Source organism: Halorubrum rubrum (assembly GCF_024494685.1).
Classification (GTDB): domain Archaea; phylum Halobacteriota; class Halobacteria; order Halobacteriales; family Haloferacaceae; genus Halorubrum; species Halorubrum rubrum.
Genome location: NZ_JANHDM010000012.1, coordinates 79362 through 96440 on the forward strand (window position 1 = coordinate 79362; position 17079 = coordinate 96440).

Annotated in this window: 17 protein-coding genes; 6 read left to right on the forward strand and 11 right to left on the reverse strand. The window is 70.1% G+C overall.

The genetic code is table 11. From position 1 onward, the window contains the following. Positions 1-16 precede the first annotated feature (16 nt). Positions 17-1219, reverse strand: coding sequence for a CobW family GTP-binding protein (locus tag NO889_RS13345; RefSeq protein ID WP_256412739.1), 1203 nt, complete (start codon positions 1217-1219; stop codon positions 17-19). A gap of 149 nt (positions 1220-1368) precedes the next feature. On the opposite strand from NO889_RS13345, the gene fer reads away from it, so the two are divergent. Next, complete coding sequence (gene fer / locus NO889_RS13350) at positions 1369-2028, forward strand: ferredoxin Fer (protein ID WP_256412740.1); 660 nt, start codon at positions 1369-1371, stop codon at positions 2026-2028. Positions 2029-2066: 38 nt separating this feature from the next. Here fer and NO889_RS13355 read toward each other — a convergent pair whose 3' ends face one another. Both NO889_RS13355 and NO889_RS13360 read right to left on the reverse strand, forming a co-directional pair. Further along, the gene (locus tag NO889_RS13355; RefSeq protein WP_256412741.1) at positions 2067-4226 is read right to left on the reverse strand and encodes a DHH family phosphoesterase; all 2160 of its coding nucleotides are present in this window, start codon (positions 4224-4226) and stop codon (positions 2067-2069) included. A gap of 71 nt (positions 4227-4297) precedes the next feature. Then, complete coding sequence (locus NO889_RS13360) at positions 4298-4912, reverse strand: YIP1 family protein (protein WP_256412742.1); 615 nt, start codon at positions 4910-4912, stop codon at positions 4298-4300. Positions 4913-5060: 148 nt separating this feature from the next. Between NO889_RS13360 and NO889_RS13365 the strand changes: the two genes are divergently transcribed. Next, a complete protein-coding gene (locus NO889_RS13365; protein ID WP_256412743.1) occupies positions 5061-5525 on the forward strand; it encodes a type IV pilin domain-containing protein in 465 nt (154 codons plus the stop codon). Positions 5526-5563: 38 nt separating this feature from the next. On the opposite strand, the gene NO889_RS13370 is transcribed toward NO889_RS13365, so the two are convergent. Next, entirely contained in the window at positions 5564-6697 is a 1134-nt protein-coding gene (locus NO889_RS13370; RefSeq protein ID WP_256412744.1) for a Gfo/Idh/MocA family protein, read from the reverse strand. Between the two features lie 26 nt (positions 6698-6723). Further along, the gene (locus NO889_RS13375; RefSeq protein WP_256412745.1) at positions 6724-7695 is read right to left on the reverse strand and encodes a sugar phosphate isomerase/epimerase family protein; all 972 of its coding nucleotides are present in this window, start codon (positions 7693-7695) and stop codon (positions 6724-6726) included. Positions 7696-7812: 117 nt separating this feature from the next. Here NO889_RS13375 and NO889_RS13380 point away from each other — a divergent pair, with 117 nt between their 5' ends. After that, positions 7813-8691 (forward strand): PspA/IM30 family protein, encoded by an 879-nt coding sequence (locus NO889_RS13380; RefSeq protein WP_256412746.1) that lies wholly within the window; start codon positions 7813-7815, stop codon positions 8689-8691. 32 nt (positions 8692-8723) lie between these two features. Here the strand turns inward: NO889_RS13380 and thiL are convergent, their stop codons facing one another. Continuing rightward, positions 8724-9686 carry a thiamine-phosphate kinase gene (gene thiL, locus NO889_RS13385; protein WP_256412747.1) on the reverse strand — a complete coding sequence of 321 codons (963 nt, stop codon included), beginning with the start codon at positions 9684-9686 and terminating at the stop codon, positions 8724-8726. A 140-nt stretch (positions 9687-9826) separates the two neighbouring features. Here thiL and NO889_RS13390 point away from each other — a divergent pair, with 140 nt between their 5' ends. Beyond that, complete coding sequence (locus tag NO889_RS13390; protein ID WP_256412748.1) at positions 9827-11137, forward strand: DHH family phosphoesterase; 1311 nt, start codon at positions 9827-9829, stop codon at positions 11135-11137. Between the two features lie 34 nt (positions 11138-11171). Here the strand turns inward: NO889_RS13390 and NO889_RS13395 are convergent, their stop codons facing one another. The 5 genes from NO889_RS13395 to msrA all read right to left on the reverse strand — a co-directional run bounded on the left by NO889_RS13395 (position 11172) and on the right by msrA (position 15325). Then, positions 11172-12086 (reverse strand): DUF106 domain-containing protein, encoded by a 915-nt coding sequence (locus NO889_RS13395; RefSeq protein WP_256412749.1) that lies wholly within the window; start codon positions 12084-12086, stop codon positions 11172-11174. A gap of 121 nt (positions 12087-12207) precedes the next feature. After that, positions 12208-12831 (reverse strand): adenylate kinase, encoded by a 624-nt coding sequence (locus NO889_RS13400; RefSeq protein ID WP_256412750.1) that lies wholly within the window; start codon positions 12829-12831, stop codon positions 12208-12210. A 48-nt stretch (positions 12832-12879) separates the two neighbouring features. Then, the gene (locus tag NO889_RS13405; RefSeq protein WP_256412751.1) at positions 12880-13764 is read right to left on the reverse strand and encodes an endonuclease V; all 885 of its coding nucleotides are present in this window, start codon (positions 13762-13764) and stop codon (positions 12880-12882) included. After that, positions 13765-14712: a rhomboid family intramembrane serine protease gene (locus tag NO889_RS13410; protein ID WP_256412752.1), complete on the reverse strand. Its 948-nt coding sequence runs from the start codon at positions 14710-14712 to the stop codon at positions 13765-13767. A gap of 76 nt (positions 14713-14788) precedes the next feature. Next, positions 14789-15325: a peptide-methionine (S)-S-oxide reductase MsrA gene (gene msrA / locus NO889_RS13415; protein ID WP_256412753.1), complete on the reverse strand. Its 537-nt coding sequence runs from the start codon at positions 15323-15325 to the stop codon at positions 14789-14791. Positions 15326-15438: 113 nt separating this feature from the next. On the opposite strand from msrA, the gene ribH reads away from it, so the two are divergent. After that, on the forward strand, positions 15439-15843 hold the full coding sequence (gene ribH / locus NO889_RS13420) for a 6,7-dimethyl-8-ribityllumazine synthase (protein WP_256412754.1): 405 nt from the start codon (positions 15439-15441) through the stop codon (positions 15841-15843). An 18-nt stretch (positions 15844-15861) separates the two neighbouring features. Next, positions 15862-17058, forward strand: coding sequence for a pyridoxal phosphate-dependent aminotransferase (locus tag NO889_RS13425; protein ID WP_256412755.1), 1197 nt, complete (start codon positions 15862-15864; stop codon positions 17056-17058). The last annotated feature ends 21 nt before the right edge of the window (positions 17059-17079 follow it).

A 17079-nucleotide genomic window follows, 5' to 3' on the forward strand; every position in this document is an offset into this window, starting at 1 on the left:
GACGCACCGATCGCGCTCAGATCGGGAAGACGTCCTCGGCCGTTCGATCGTCGCCGTCGTTCGTCCCGTTCGCCGCCGTCAGATCGTCGAGCTCCGCCCGGAGTCGAGGCTCGTCCATGTCCTCGCCGATGAGGACGAGCCGTGTCCGGCGGTCGTCGTCAGGGTCCCACTCGCCGATCGGACCGGCCTGGACCGACGGGCCGGCCTGGCTCACGCCGATCACCTCGTCGGTGCCCGCGACGGCGACGAACCCCTTCGCGCGGATCACGGAGCCGTCCCAGTCGCCGAGCCAGTCGGCGAACGCCCCCGGCTCGAACGGGTCGCCGCTACGGTAGACGAACGAGTCGACGCCGTGGGCGGCCGCCGCGCCCTCGGCGTGATCGTGGCCGGCGTGATCGTGTCCGTGGTCGCCGTGTACGTGACCGTCGTCATCGGCGTGCTCGGCGGCGGCCGCGTCGTCGCCGTCCCCGTCGCCGCTTTCCGCCTCGCTTTCGGCGATGGCGCGCTTCCAGCCGGCCGAGCGTTTCGCCTCCTCGAAGTCGAACCGGCCCGTGTCGAGCACGCGCTCGGGGTCGACCTCGGAGTAGGTCGTCCGGATCCGCTCCGCGCGGGGGCCGAGCCGCTCGGCGACGGACTCGATCCGGTCCATCACGTCGTCGGGGACCATGTCGGTCTTGTTCAAGAGCAGGACGTCACAGAACTCGATCCCCTCGACGAGCACGTCGGCGAGCGGACGGTCCGCGCCCGACCCGGCGTTCGCGCCGCCGGGCAGGTCCGCGCCGGCGTCGAACTCCTTCCAGAAGCCGTAGCTGTCGAGAACGGTCACCATCGTGTCCAGCCGGAACCGCTCCGTCGGATCGACCTCCGAACCCTCCGTCCCCTCGAGGAACGCCCGTGCGACCGGCACCGGCTCGGAGATCCCGGAGGACTCGACGAGGAGGTAATCGAACTCGCGGGAGTCAGCGAGCGCGGTCGCCTCGGTCAACAGGTCGTCCTGGAGCCGACAGCAGATACAGCCGTTCGAGAGGTCGATCACGCCCTCCTCGTCGTTCTCACGCGCGATCAGCTCGGCGTCGACGTTCACCTCGCCCATGTCGTTTAAGATCACGGCGATCCGTCGATCGCCCGGATTCTCCAACAGGTGGTTCACCAGCGTCGTCTTCCCGGCGCCGAGGTACCCGCTGAGGACGGTGACGGGTATGCGATCGTCGCGTGTCATGCGTACTCGTACCCAACCGTGCCGGCGGTATGAAACGATCGATCGGACGGATCTACCGAGGTGCTCGCGAGGGATACCCTTCCGGATACCGGCGGCGAACGGCGGTTGTGAGACGTTTATGTGTCTCGATCGGTTAGGTCGCACATCGAATGGTCTCCCCGTTCGACGTGTTGGATCTCGACGAGGACGCGGACGACGCCGACGTCGAACGGGCCTATCGCGATCGGGTGAAGGAGGCGCACCCCGACACGGGCGGATCGGTGGAGGAGTTCCAACTGGTCAGGCGGGCCTACCGGGAACTCGCCGATCGCAACCTGGACGGCGCGGAAACGAACGGGACCGGCACCGATCCCGCCGACATCGATCTCACGGAGGGGGAGGGAACCGGCTCGATCCGCGTGGAGTTCCTCGATTACGAGGTGATCGCCGACCGCGGGTGGGACCTCGCGGACGACGACCTCTTCGCGAAGGCGGCCGACGCCGACCTCGCCCCGGCCGACCACGGTCGCCTCCTCGTCGAGCCCGACGAGAGCCTGCTCGAGGCCGCCGAGAACCGCGGGTTCTCCTGGCCCTTCTCGTGTCGCGGCGGCGCGTGCGCGAACTGCGCCGTCTACCTCGTCGAGGGCGAGCTCTCCCAGCCCGCGAACCACATCCTCTCGGAGGAGCACGCCGAGCGCGGCTTCCGGCTCTCGTGTAACGGCTACCCGCTCTCCGACGAGCTGAAGGTCGTCTTCAACGTCAAACACCTCCCCGAACTCGACGAGCTGCGGCTGCCGCCCGGTCCGTTTCGCCGGGCGACCACGGAGTGAGACGGGATCCGACGGCGGGCGTCGAGCGGCGATCGACTCTAGAGCTGCTCGGCGATGGCGGCGACGACCGCGTCCTCGACGGCGTCGCGCTCGCCCGAGAGGAAACCGATCTTCCCCTCGCGGAGCCCGGCGGTCGAGACGTCGGCGGCCGGGGCGATCTCGGCCGCTCGGGCGGCGACGTCCCGCACCGACAGGTCAGCGGTCGACCGGACGTACAGCTCGTCGGTACCGATACCGACCGTGGCGAACGCGTCGCCGTTCGCGTGCCGCCGGTGGAGGTCGTCCAAGAGCAGCGGCGTCGGCGGGAAGTCGAACCGGTGGGTGTACTCGTCGGTGTCGAGCAGCGCGAACTCGACGCCGTCGACGGACTCGGTGACGACGTTGGCGCTCGCGGTCTCGATCTCGGTCTCGAGCTTCTCGCGGAACTGCTCGGAGACGTGCGCGGCGAGGTCGCCGCCGTCCTCGAACAGCAGGTCGGCGATGAGTTCGCGTTTGTCCTGATAGGACTGGTAGTACGCCTCGAGCGCGACCGCCTCGCGGAGCTCCGCGATCCGCTCGCGGTCGTAGCCGGCGTCGCGCGCGAGGTCGACGTAGCGGGCCGGCGCGTCGTCCCAGTAGCTCACGGCGGGCAGGTGGACGAGGTCCGTTCGGACCTCGTCGTTGATCGCCGACGCGAGCGACGCGACGAGCGCGCCCGTCGAGAGGTCGGTGTCGACGTCGGCGAGCTCCGTCGACACGAGCGTGTCGACCTGCTCGCGCGTCTCGGGGTCCGCGACCGCGGCGTCGACGACGACCGCGTCCACGTCGTAGACGGAGAGCAGGTCGAGCCCGTCGGCGGACTCGACGGTCGAGCCGGTGCCGAGAAGCAAGAAGAGCGGGAGCTTTTCGTCGTGGCGGTCGCGGTCCTGAAGCATGCGGGTGACGTCGTTCGTCGCCGCGTCCATGTCGTAGACCGGCTCCTCCGTCGGTCGGCGGGTGAAGTAGTGGTACTCCGCGTCGCTTTTGGCGTGCTCGTCGCGGATGAGCGGAAGCACGGCGCGTTCGACCGCGGCACCGGCGACGTAGCCGTCGGCGGTGGCGGGGTGACGAACCACGACGGGCCGCGACTCGAGAACCGCCCGGCGGACCGCCTCGGCGGCGTCGAGCAGCCCCTCACCGAGCCCGGCGACGGCCTCGTCGCCGGCGAGCGGCTGGAGACCCTCCGGGCGGGCCTTCGCGGTGAGCGCCTCGGCGAGCCGGCGGCGGACCGCCTCGGCGTCCTCGCCGTCGAGCACCGCGAGTGCCTCGGTCTCCACCTGGATGTCGCCGCGGCGACGCTCGGCTTCACCGTCGATCCTGATCGCGTCGCCGACCTCGACCTCGGGGTACGCCCGGACGCCGGGTTCGACGAACGCGGCCGCGTCGACGACGCCGGTCGCGTCGCGGAGCTCGAAGATCGTCGGTCCGCCCGTCTGGTGCGTACTCACGACCTCGCCCTCCAACCGGACCGGCTCTCCGACGCGGTCCGGGAGGGTCTCGACGTCGACGCGCTCGTACTCCGCGCCCGGAGCGTCCGCGTCTTCGTCCTCCACGCCCGGCTCTTCGACGTCCCGATCCCCGGACGCTTCCGGCTCCGCGTCGGCGGGAGTATCGGCGGCCCCGTCGCTCGCTTCGGAGTCGTCGAAGTCGTCCAAACCATCCGAGTCGCCCGAGGAGTCCGACGTGACGGGTGCGTCCGTCCCCTCGGTGCGCTCATTTCCCGCGATCTCGCCGGTCGGGTCCGCTCCCTCGTCCGTGTCGTCGGCGGTCTCCGCGCCCTCGTCGTCGGGTTCCTCGTCGGGCACGTACTCGGTCTCGCCGTCCTGGACGAGCGCCCCGCGGAACTCCCGATCGGCCTGGCGGATCGACCACGAGAGGTCGATGTTCCCGTTGTCCCGGACGCCTTTCACCTGGACGAACACGTCGTCGCCCGGCTCCCACTCGAGACTGTCGAGCCGCCTGTCCAGCTCCGAGCGGTGGAGCAGCCCCGTGATGCCCGGTGCGAGGTCGATGAACACGCCGAACTCGGCGTAGCCGTCGACGACGCCGCGGTAGAAGCGGTTCGCGACGAGCTGATCCGGGCTGTCGCCGCGGAAGTCGAATACCACGTCCTCCTGGTGTGAGCGGCAGATACGACCGCCGCCGTCGACGTCGACGCCACAGATAATACAGGTTCCCATTTGCATGTCTCGAGTGCCTCACGCCTAAAACGGTTGTCGAAAGCCGTCCGAACGGGAGCCGTTGGCACCTGTCACCCGAGGAGCGTCCGCACCGCGGCCACGACCCGGTAGCCGACCCCGTATCCGAACGTCGCCGCCGGGACGCCCGCAAGAAGCGTCCGCAACGGGGAGGTTCCGTGGATCGTTCGGACGCCCACAAGCAGCAGCAGCGTCGCGTATCCGCCGCAGGCGACCCGGAGGACCGGGAACGGCGGTCCGGCGAGCGCCATCGGCGCGCTCGCGTACGCGACCACCTGTACCGTCTCGCTCACGCCGCCGCGCTCGCGGAACGAGAGCCCGCCGTCGACCTCGAGGCTGGCGATCACGAGCGACACCGTCGCGATCGCGGCGGTCAGGTGGAGGCCGACGGGGGCCGCGAGCGCCGTGACGAGCAACACCACGACGGCCGCCGAGAGCACCGTGCTCTCGGCGATCGTCGGCACCACGGTCGGATCGGTCACGACCCAGCCGAGCGTGAAGGCGGCGGCGACGGCCGCGGCGAACGTCAGCCCCGGTGCCTGGTCGCCGGGGGCGACCCCGTTCGCGAAGAAGCGTCGCGGTCGGACCAGCACCTCGACCCACGCGCGTCCCAGCGCCCGGAGGCCGCGGTCCCGCCCGCCCTCCGGGTTCTCGATCCACGAGTTCACGGTATCGGGTACGGCTCCCTCCGATAACGGGGTTCCGATCCGCGCCGCCCGCCCGCGAGCGCACGGCGACCGCTCGCGCGCCGCCCGTTATCCGGACTGATATCCGGCGGGCAAACCCTTATATCGGCGGTGGCGGAGGGGGAGACGAATGTGCGGGTATCGGGAGGACGAACGGGGGTTCGCACCGATGGCCGGCACCGGCGTCCTCGTCGGCGTGGTGGTGTTGATACTCGCAGTCGTCGGCGCGGCGATGTTCGGGCTCATCGACGGGGTCGCCCCGCCGGACGCGGAGTTCGAGGTCGAACGGGACAACGGGAGCCTCGTCGTCACCGCGGTCGGCCCGGACCCGGTCCCGGCCGAGGAGCTGTACGTCCGCGGGGAGGACCCCGACGACTCGATGACGTTCGGCGCGTGGCCCGGCGAGGGCATCGTCCGACCGGGCGACCGGGTGACGGTGCCCAACGCCACCGGCGACGAGACCGTGGAGGTCGTCTGGGAACCGGTGGCGTTCGACCGCAGCGAGACGCTCGGCAGCTACGAGCCGGACGATGACTCCGAGATAGACGAGTGGGCCGAGGAGAACGGCCCGGAGGCCGCCCCGGTCGCGGCGTGAGGGGTTCACGGCCCGTCGGCGACGGCGTGATCGACGAGCTACTCCACCGACACCCACTCGCCGCGCTCGTCGGAGCGTTCGATCGCCTCGAGGATGCGCTGGACCTGATACCCCTCCTCGAACGAGGGAGAGAACTCGCCGCCCTCGGCGACCGCCGAGAGGAACTCGTAGTTCTCGTGGACGAAGGTGTGCTCCCAGCCGAGGACGTGGCCCGGCGGCCACCAGTGGTCGACGTAGGGATCGGATTCGTCGGTGACGAGCACCGTCTCGTAGCCGCGGTCGCCCTCTCGGAGCACCTCCAGTTCGTTCAGCCGCTCGAGCGAGAACCGCAGGCTCCCCGTCGATCCGTGGACCTCGATCGCGTGGTCGTTCTTGTGGCCGGTCGCGAACCGCGACGTCTCGAAGGTGCCCATCGCGCCGGAGTCGTAGGCGACCTGCGCCGAGAACGCGTCGTCGACGGTCACGTCGCGGTACTCCTCGACGTTCCCCTCGTCGTCGAGGACCGGCCGCTCCTCGACGAACGTCTCGAGGTGCCCGGAGACGCGGTCGATCCCGCCGACCGCGTCGCCGACGAGGAACCCCGCGAGGTCGATCGAGTGCGCGCCCAGGTCGCCGAGCGCGCCGGAGCCGGCGAGGTCGGCGTCCATCCGCCACGCCCAGGGCGCGTCGGGATCGACGAGCCAATCCTGGAGGTACCGCCCGCGGACGTGTCGGATCTCGCCGATCTCGCCGTCGGCGATCAGGTTCCGCGCGTGCTGGATCGCCGGGACGAACCGGTAGTTGAACGCGCAACCCGAGGGGACGTCGGCGTTCGCGGCCGCCTCGCGCATCCGCTCTGCCCCCTCGAGGGTCGACGCGAGCGGCTTCTCACAGAGGACGGGGACGCCCGCCTCCAGCGCGGCGACCGAGGGCTCGACGTGGACGTGGTTCGGTCCCAGGTTGTAGAAGACGTCGACCGCCTCGATGGCGTCGGCCCAGTCGGTCTCGGTGTGCGGGAAGCCGAATCGGTCCGCCGCCTCCGCGAGCGCCTCCTCGTCGCGCCCGACGAGCGTGTGTCGCTCGACGGCGGGCGCGTCCGGGAAGAACATCGGGAGCCGTGCCATCGCGTTCGCGTGCGCGTTGCCCATGAATCGATACCCCAGAACGCCGATCTTCAGTGGTTCGTCTGTCATCGTCGTCGTGGTGATCGTTCGCTCGCTCACTCCGCCCAGTACGCGTCTCCCGGCCGCGTCTCGAAGACGGCCCGCTGGAGCACGTCGACGGCCTTCTCCAACCCCTCGCGCGGAGAGGTGAGCGAGTCCTCGTGTTCGATCGAGAGCGCCCCCTCGTAGCCGACCATCCGGAGCGTCGAGACGACGTCCTTCCAGTGGGCCTCGCCGTGGCCGTAGCCGATCGAGCGGAAGAGCCACGAGCGGTCGGGCTCCTCGGTGTAGTCCGTCGTGTCGAGGACGCCCTTCACGCGGGCGTTCGACTCGTACACCTTCGTGTCCTTGGCGTGAACGTGGTGGATCGCGTCGTGCTCGCCGAGGAACCGGATCGCCTCCGTCACGTCGATGCCCTGCCAGTAGAGGTGGGAGGGGTCGAAGTTCGCACCCACGCGCTCGTTCGTGGCCTCCCGGAGCGCGAGCATGCCGGTCGGCTCGTAGACGAGCATGTTCGGGTGCATCTCGATCGCGACGTCGACGCCGTGGGCGTCGGCGTGTTCGGCGAGGTCGCTCCAGTAGGGGATCGCGACCTCGTCCCACTGGTACTCGTGGGCCTCGGCGTGCTCGGTCGGCCACGGGGCGGTGACCCAGTTGGGCGTCGAGTCGCCGGGCGCGCCCGCCGGGAGTCCCGAAAAGCAGGTGACGGTGTCGACGCCGAGCCGGTCGGCCAGCTCGATCGCCTCGCGCAGCTCTCGGTCCGCGTCCCCGGCGCGGTCCTCGTCGGGGTGAAGCGGGTTGTTGTGGGTCGCCAGCGCGGAGACGCGCAGGTCGTGCGTCTCGAGCAGGTCGGCAAGCGCCGCCCGCCTCGACTCGTCGTCGAGGGACGCCTCGCGGTCGACGTGGTCCTCGCCGGGGAAGCCGCCGACGCCGAGTTCGACCGCGTCGACGCCGAGTCCCGAGAGATACGCGAACGCGTCCTCGATCGATTCCCCACCGAACGGAACGGTCAGTACGCCGATGTCCATGCGTTCGAATCTAACTACGTCCCGAATAAACCTTTAGGATACGGTCAGCCCGTTGGACGCCGGCGTTCCGGGACGGAACCACATGAGGTTTTAACGGATGGAGCGTGTACAACGCCCATGGGAATCCTCTCGCGCGCCTCCTACGTCATCCGCTCCAAGGTGAACGCCCTCCTCAATCGGGCCGAGGACCCGACCGAGTCGCTCGACTACTCCTACGAGCAGATGCGTGACGAGCTTCAGGACGTCAAACAGGGGATCGCGGACCTCACGACCCAGAAGAAACGCCTGGAGATTCAAAAGCGCAAGCTCGAGGAGAACGTCGAAAAGCACAACCGACAGGCTCGGGAGGCGGTCCAGCAGGACCGCGACGACCTCGCGCGGAAGGCCTTAGAGAAGAAGAAGTCGAAGATGGCCCAGATCGAGGAGCTGGAAGGGCAGATCGCGAAGCTGAACGACACCCAGGACCAGCTCGTCGAGAAGAAGAACAAGCTCCAGAACCGCATCGAGGAGTTCCGCACGAAGAAGGAGACGATGAAGGCCCGCTACGAGGCCGCGGAGGCCTCCTCGCGCGTCTCCGAGGCGATGACCGGCGTCGGCGACGAGATGGAGGACGTGGGTCGATCGATCGAGCGCGCCGAGGAGCGGACCGAGGAGATGGAGGCGCGCGCGGAGGCGATGGACGAGCTCGAGGAGACCGGCGCGTTCGAGGACGCGCTCTCGGACAAGGACGGCATCGATCGCGAGCTCGACGAACTCTCGACGGACAGTGAGGTCGACGCCGAACTGGAGACGCTCAAAGGCGAGCTCGGGAAGGCGGACGCCCCGAGCGAGGACGCGGACGGCGCGACCGAGAGCACGGACGAGGAGATCGACGCCGAACTCGACGATATCCAAGCCGAAGTCGACGGCGCGGACCTCGAGGAGGATCTCTCCGAGGGGGACGTCGAAGTCGACCTCGAGGAGTCCGAGACCAACGCGGACGAACAGCGGAGCTGAGGACCCCCTCTACCCCTCGCGCCGCCGCCGACTCAGCCGTGGGTGTACCCGCGGTCCGGCAGCGGCTCGCCGTCGACGGTGACGCCGGCGTCCGCCTCGCGGACCGATCCGACGCGGACGAGCCCGGCCGGGCACGCCTCCCGGACCCGTTCGAGGGCCGGCTCGGGCACCGTACACACCAGCTCGAAGTCCTCGCCGACGTGCGCGGCGAGCTCGAACCGCTCGTCGCCCTCCGCGGGATCGGCGTCATCCTCGCCGACCGCGTCGCCGCTCCCCGGACCGACCACGTCGTCGACGGCGGGGTGAACCGGGAGCGCGTCGCGGTCGAGCCCGAACCCGACCTCGCTCGCCTCCGCGAGCTGGTGGAGCGACCGCGCGAGCCCGTCCGAGGAGTCCATCATCGCCGTGGCGACCCCCGAGAGCGCGCGGCCGTCCGCGACCCGCGGCGTGAACCGGAAGAGGTCGTTCGCACGCTCGACGGCGGTCTCGGTTCCCCGCTCGAAGAGCCGGAGCGCCGCCGCCGACCGACCCCACTCGCCGGTGACACAGAGCGCCTCGCCGGGCGACGCGCCGGATCGGGAGACCACACCGGGGCCGGCAGCGGCGTCGGAGTCGACGTCGGGGAGGCTCCCGATCGCGGTCGTCGCGGTCGTGAACTCGACGTGTTCGTCGAGGTCGCCGCCGACGTACTCCGCGCCGACGGCCGCACAGACGTCGACCGCGCCGGCGACGAACTCGTCGATGGCGTCGGGGTCGAACGTCTCGTCCGCGTACACCGCCACGGCGGCGGTCGCCTCCGCGCCCATCGCCGCGACGTCCGACAGCGACGCGCCGACCGCGCGCCAGCCGGCGGTGTACCGGGTCGTCCCCGGCGGGAAGTCGGTCCGCTCGTGGAGCATGTCGGTGGTGATGACGGTGCCGTCCACGACCGCCGCGTCGTCGCCGGCGCGGGGCAGGTCGACCGCGAGTCTCCGGAGGGCGTCGCGCTCGTTCACGCTCCCCGAACGGGCCGGCGAGGGGTTAGCTGGTTCGGTCCTCGGCCGCGGGACCGCGCCGGGACGGATCGGCGTCTCCGGGTCGGTGCCGTCGCGCCGCGGAGCGGCGGAGTTTTCCCGTTGCCGCCCGGCCTGCGGGTATGGACGACGACCTCATCGACCAGACCGGGACCCCGCTGTCTCGATACACGAAGCTCCCCGGAACGGGGTTCTTCTACCCCGACTCGCTCGACGACGAACGCGCGGAGCGCCGCGCCAGCGAGACGATCGAGGGCAGCGAGGCCGTCGTGGTCGCCGACGGCGACGCGGACGGGCTCGCCTGCGCGGCGATGGTCCGCGAGGCGTACGACGCCGCCCTGGACGTCGCGGATTTCGAGGCCGCCATCGCGGAGCGAACCGCCGAGGACGACGAGAGCGGGCCGGACGGCGACGCCGATCCCGCGGACGCCGACCTCGACGCCGATCCCGCGGACGCCGACTCGGCGGACCTCGATGCCGAGTCCGAGGCCGACGATCCCACGGCGGACGCCCACACGCGGTCCCCGGTCGGGCTGATCTCGGCCGGACCGTACTCGCTCGACACCGCCCTGGAGCGCGTCGTCGCGTACGCCGACGACGGGATCGACCTCTACGTCTGTGACCTCTGTCCCGACGAGTTCGAGCCGATCGAGGAGGCGCTGGACGCGCTCTCGGCGTCGTGTACGTCGATCCGGTGGTTCGACCACCACCAGTGGGACGCGGACGTGGCGGCGGCGGTCCGCGAGCGCGGCGTCGACCTCGTCGTCGGCGACTCCGACGAGGAGTGTACCGCCGACGTGACGCTCCGGTCGCTGACGCACGACTTCGAGGATCGGTGGACCGAGCTCGCCGCGGTGACGCGCGACCACGACCTCTGGATCAAGGAGGACCCGCGGTCGGACGACCTCGCCGACTACTCCTACTGGTCCGGGGGCGAGGAGTACGCGACCGTGATCGGCGCGTACGGCGCGGACCTCCCCGAGGTCGTCCGCGAGTACGTCGAGTCGCGCCGGGTCGAGAAGGCCGCGCGGATCGACGCCGCCGTCGAGCGCGCCGCCACCCACGAGGTCGGCGACTGGCGCGTGGCGGTGACGTACGGCCGGTGTTCACAGAACGAGGTGGCCGAGGAACTTCGCGAGCGGGGAGCCGACGCCGCCGTGATCGTCAAACCGGCGGGCTCTGCGTCGATCCGCGGCTCCGAGGGCTTCCGGCGCGCCCACGAGGTCGCCGGGAGGGTCAACGGCGGCGGCCACCCGCAGGCGGCGGGGTGTAAACCCGACATCTACGACGACATGCTCGATTACGCCCACCACTGGACGACCGAGGGCCAGGCGTGTAAACGCGTGATCCTCGCGGCGTTCGAGGCCGTCGCGGAGGCGGTCGAAGCCGGCGAAGCCGACGAGGACGCCGAGGCGGTCGCCGACGACGAGTAGGACGAGAAACTCGCGCCGTCTCCGGATCGCCCGCCTACGACGACGACGGCGACATCGAGATGTTGAGGCTCTTCTGGACCAGCTGGGTGAACGCCATCGAACAGAGGAAGTACCAGACGATCCACATCTGGATGGGGCCGACGAGGCCGGCGTCCCAGGTGACCGTGCCGGCGAGCGGGACCACGATCTCCTGAGCGGCCACCGCGGGATACGCGGAGTCGGAGCCGCGGTAGCCGATGACCCAGAACATCCAGAGGAACGCCGGGATGGTGAGGAACATGATCCACACCATCGGACGGAACTGCTCTTTGAACATGCCGAGCTGGTCGCCCATCGCGTCCATCTGCTCCTGTTGGATCGCGTCGAGCGCCTCCTGGTCGTCGCGCTCTTTGGCCTCCTTGCGGCGCTCCTGGATGTCCTTCATGCGGTCCTGGTACTGGCTCATCTTCTCCATGTCCATCAGGCCCGCGCGCAACAGCGTCGAGTAGAGACCGGTGCCCAACGCGATCACCATGATGACGACGTAGAAGGGGACGATGCCGAGAAGCGGGCCCAACACCAGGTCGAGCCCGCCGGCGATGACGTTCCGGACCGGCGGGACGGCGTAGCCGACGAACGCGCCGACCGTCGCCAACGCCGCCAACTTGTCCCACTTCGTCCACGAGGTGGTCTCCGGGGTTTCGACGTCGCCGCCGCTTCCGCTCCCGCCGTCGTCGTCGGTTAGTCCCGCCTCGATGCCGTCGCGGTCGGCGATCGCGAACCCGCGCTCGCCGTCGACGAGGATCTCCTTCTCGATGAGCCGTCCCCACTGTCCGCTCGTGATCTCGTCGCGGACGTCGACCCACTGGACCTCGCCGTCGGTGGCGCGGTCGAGGACGGTTTCGAGCGCGTCCCGCATCTCGCCGTCCTCCGCGACGAGCGAGCGGACCCGCCGTTCGACCTTACTCATTATCGGGCGATTAGCGGTCGACGGTTAAGAACCTTGTAGGATCGTCGTCGCGGTCGTCCCGGAACGGGTGGGCGATCGGCCCGCGGCGACCGCGACGATCGCTCCGTGACGACCCGGTGGATCACTCCTCGACGACGTCGCGGATCCGGTCGAAGACCTCGTCGGGGGGCGCCTCGCCGTCGACCTCCTCGAGGACGCCCTCCTCGCGGAAGTGGTCGATCACGGGTTCGGTGTTCTCGGCGAACACCTCGAGCCGCTCCCGCGCGGTCTCCTCGGTGTCGTCCTCGCGCTGGATCAGCTCGCCGCCGCACTCGTCGCAGACGCCGGCCTCCTCGGGCGGCTGGAAGTCGACGTGGTAGTTCGCGCCGCACCCCTCACAGACCCGGCGGCCGGTGAGCCGGTCGACGAGGACCTCGTCGTCGACGTCAAGGAGGACCACGGCGTCGAGGTCGGTGATCTCCGAGAGGTACTCGGCCTGGTCGAGGTTCCGCGGGTAGCCGTCGAGCACGAACCCCTCCGCGTCCGCCAGGGCGGCCTTCACGATCTCGTTGACGACCGGGTCCGGGACGAGCTCGCCAGCCTCCATGAACGATCGGGGCGTCCCGTACTCCGTCTCCATGTCCTTGTTCGCCCGGAGCGCGTCGCCGGTGGTGACGTGGTCGATCCCGTACTCCTCGGCGAGTTTCGCGCTCTGTGTCCCCTTGCCCGCGCCCGGCGCGCCCAAAAGCAGAATCCGGTGGCTCATATCGGGGCGGTCACTCCGCGCGCTTAAAGCCTTGAAGATCCGCGCCGATCACCCGTCGCCGTCGAGTCGACGTTTGACTCGATCCGCGTGCGCGTCCGCGAGCCGGGTCGGCTCCGGCAGCTTGTAGCCGGCACACAGCGCCGCGACGAGCTCGACGGTCGTCTCCGCGGACGCGCGGTGACCCGGACTCACGTACAGGGGGTTCACCCGCCGGCTGTTCGGGTACTGTCGTGACTGGTACGCGTGCCCGATGACGGGCGGGCCGGCGTCGGGATCGGCGTCCGCGTCGTCGACGTCCCCGCCGACCCGCTCGACCGAGTCGTCGGCGCGGATCGCGGTGGACCATCCCTCCGGTCGCTCCCCGACCGGTTCGTCGGGCTCGCCACAGAGGAGGCGCTTCGCGACGCCGACGCTCGGCAGATCGCGGATCACCCCGACGTGGGTCGCGATCCCGGCCTGTCGGAAGTGGATCCGACCGGAGCCGTCACAGACGAGGAGATCCGGCTCGACGGAGAGAGCCTCGAGCGCGGCGAGTATCGGCTCGCCCTCGCGGAAGGCCAGTAATCCCGGAACGTACGGGATCGAGAGCGGCGTGACCGCGTCCGCGTACTCGATCACGCACCCGTCACGGATCGCGACCGCGGCCGATATCGCCTCGTCGCGCTCGGGGCGGAACGCCTGGTCGATCCCGACGACGACCGGCGCGTCGGGGTCGAGATCGCCGGTAGGTTCGGATCTCGCTGGCGGCAGCCCCGTAGAGCGGTCCGCGGCCTCGTCGATCGCGATCTCGGCGGGCGTGAAGTCGAGGTCGTCCGCGAACGTCGCCGCCGCCGCCAGCTCGCGCTGGAGCGACTCCATCTCTTCGCGCGACCGGTCCGGGTCGGGGAGGAACTCCGGTCGCGCGAGGGCGTTCGTGTCGATCGGCGGCGACATTCAGAACCGCCCGCCGGGGCCGCCCGGACCGCCCGGTCCGCGGACGCGACCGCCGCCCATCGAGACCCCGCCCGGCCCGCCCGCGCGGCTCGCGAGGTCCTCGTTGCGCGTGCCGAACGCCAAGCCGATCGCGAACCCGATCAGGTGGGCGACGTGGGCGATACCGCCGACGCCGCCCGCGCCCGTCGAGACCACGAGGAACGCGGAGATCAGCGCCACCCCCCACGTGAGGTACTTGAGCTTCATCGGGACCACGAAGAACAACAGGATCTCGAGGTTCGGCCGCCACACCGTCAACACGCCGAGGATCGCGAACGTCGCGCCGCTGGCCCCGAGCACGCCCACGAGCCCGCCGGTCGCGAGCACGAACAGCACGTGACCCAGCCCGGCGAGGATCCCCGAGACGAGGAAGAAGCCGAGGAACTTCCGCGATCCGACCGCGCGCTCGACGAGCGGGCCGAAGAAGAACAGCACGATGCTGTTTCCGAGGATGTGGAACAGCCCGCCCCGCGAGTGCGAGAAGACGGAGGTGACCCACGTCCAGACGTTTCCGATCGCGTCCGACCGCAGCACGAATATCTGGCTGTGGGCCGCCTCGCCCAGCGTGAGCGTCACCGTCCACTGCGCCACGAAGGTGAGCCACATGAGCGCGAGCAACACGTACGTGGCGTTCCCGCGGAAGTAGCCGAGCAGGCCGCCGGTCCCAGTCGCGCGCTCGATCCGCCGTTTGGCCCGACCCGCGACGCCGTCGTCGGCGTCGGCGCGGTTCCCGCCCTCGACGCCGTCGTCGAAGCCGCTGTCGAAGACGCCGCCGGGGTCGTTCCACTCGGCGAGCCCCGGACAGTCGTGGTTCTCCGGCAGGCGGTGGTCCGCACAGAACGTTCGGCCGCACCGTCGACACTGGTACGGGAGGTTCTCGTACTCCCCGCACTCCTCGCACGTCGCCATTACCGCCCCTTACGGCGGCGCTCGTAAAGCGGTTTGGCTCTCGATCGGGGTCCTACTTCGCGATCGTGGATCCGATCTACTTCGCGAGGTTCGCCTCGAACGTCTCGCGCACCTTCTCGACCTTCGGCTGCGCGTGGAACGTACAGTAGGCGTCGTCGGGGTTCTTCGCGAAGTAGTCCTGGTGTTTCTCCTCGGCGCGGTGGAACGTCTCCAGCGGCTCGAGTTCGGTCACGACCTCGTCGTCGTACTCCTCGTCGAGTGCCTCGATGTACGCCGCGGCGCGCTCGAGCTGGTCCTCGTCGTGCGCCAGGACGATCGACCGGTACTGGCTCCCCACGTCGGGACCCTGCCGATTCAGCTGCGTCGGGTCGTGGATCGCGAAGAAGACCTCCAACAGGTCGTCGTAGCCGATCACCTCGGGGTCGTACTCCACCTGGACGACCTCCGCGTGGCCGGTCTCGCCGGTACAGACCGCTCGATACGTCGGGTCCTCCGTGTGTCCCCCGGCGTAGCCGGAGGTCACCGACTCGACGCCGGAGAGCTCCTCCAGCGCCGCCTCGATACACCAGAAGCAGCCGCCGCCGAACGTCGCCGTCTCGAGGTGTTCCGTCATGGAACCACGTAGGGGCGCGAACCTCTTAAACACCGTCCGGGGGACCTCGCCGGCGCGCGTCGGCCGCCGTCGCCGAACGGTAGACCTTTGCCGCCCCCACTCCGAGCCGGGGTATGGTCTCGCTGGGACTGGTGGTGGCGCGGTTCAACGGCTCCGTCACGGAGCCGATGGCCGAGGCCGCCCGGAAGGCGGCGGCCGAGCGCGACGCGGTCGTCGTCGACGAAGTGAGCGTGCCGGGCGCGTACGACAGCCCGCTCGCCGCCGACCGGCTGGCGCGGCGCGAGGACGTCGACGCGGTCGCCGTCGTCGGCGCCATCGTCACCGGTGACACCGATCACGACCGCGTCATCGCGACCGCGACCGCGGAGACGCTCACGCGGGTGAGCCTCGACCGCGACACCCCCGTCACCTTCGGCGTGAGCGGTCCGGGGATGTCCGGCGCGGAGGCCCGCGAGCGGATCGACAAGGGCGCGGAGGCCGCGAACGCCGCCGTCGACCTCGCGCAGGAACTCGACTGACCGAACCAACGGAACACAATGACCGACGCATACGACTACTCCGACCGGATCGGACGCGTAGAGCCCAGCGCGACGCTGGCGATATCGAACCTGGCAGCCGAAAAGGAGGCCGAGGGGGCGGACATCGTCGACCTCTCGGTCGGCGAACCCGACTTCGACACCCCCGAGAACGTCGTCGACGCGGGGAAGGCTGCGCTCGACGCCGGCCACACCGGCTACACGTCCTCGAACGGGATCCCCGAGCTGCGGGAGGGGATCGCGGCGAAGCTCCGCGGCGACGGGATCGACGCGAGCGCCGACGAGGTGATCGTCACGCCCGGCGGCAAGCAGGCGCTCTACGAGACGTTCGGAACGCTGATCGACGATGGGGACGAGGTCGTGCTGTTGGACCCCGCGTGGGTCTCCTACGAGGCGATGGCGAAGCTCGCGGGCGCGGACCTCACCCGCGTCGACCTCGCCCCGCACGGCTTCCAGCTCGAGCCCGCCCTCGACGCCCTCGCCGAGGCGGTCTCCGACGACACCGAACTCCTCGTCGTCAACTCCCCCTCGAACCCGACCGGCGCGGTGTTCTCGGAGACGGCACTGGAGGGCGTCCGCGACCTCGCGGTCGACCACGACGTCGCCGTCATCTCCGATGAGATCTACGAGCGGATCGTCTACGACGCCGACCACGTCTCCCTCGCGAGCCTCGACGGAATGGCCGACCGAACGGTCACGATCAACGGCTTCTCGAAGGCGTACTCGATGACTGGCTGGCGGCTGGGCTACCTCCACGCGACCGAGGAGTTCGTCGGGCAGGCCGGCAAGCTCCACTCGCACTCGGTGTCGTGTGCGACCAACTTCGTTCAGCGCGCGGGCGTCGAGGCGCTCGCGAACACGGACGAGGCGGTCGAGGAGATGCGCGAGGCGTTCGCCGACCGCCGCGACCTGCTCGTCGACCTGTTCGACGAGCACGGCGTCGACGTCGACGTCGGCGACGGCGCGTTCTACATGATGATCCCGGTAGGCGAGCCGTGGAGCGGCTCGAGTGCGAGCGGCGACGAGCCGCGAGCGGACGACGCCGACTGGTGTGAGCGCGCAATCGAGCAGGCCTCCGTGGCGTGTGTCCCCGGAAGCGCGTTCAACGCGCCCGGCTTCGCACGCATCTCGTACGCCGCGAGCGAGGAGCGGCTGCGCGAGGCGGTCGACCGGCTGGTCGCGAACGACCTCCTCTGAGCGGTCGGCTCGGAGGACCGA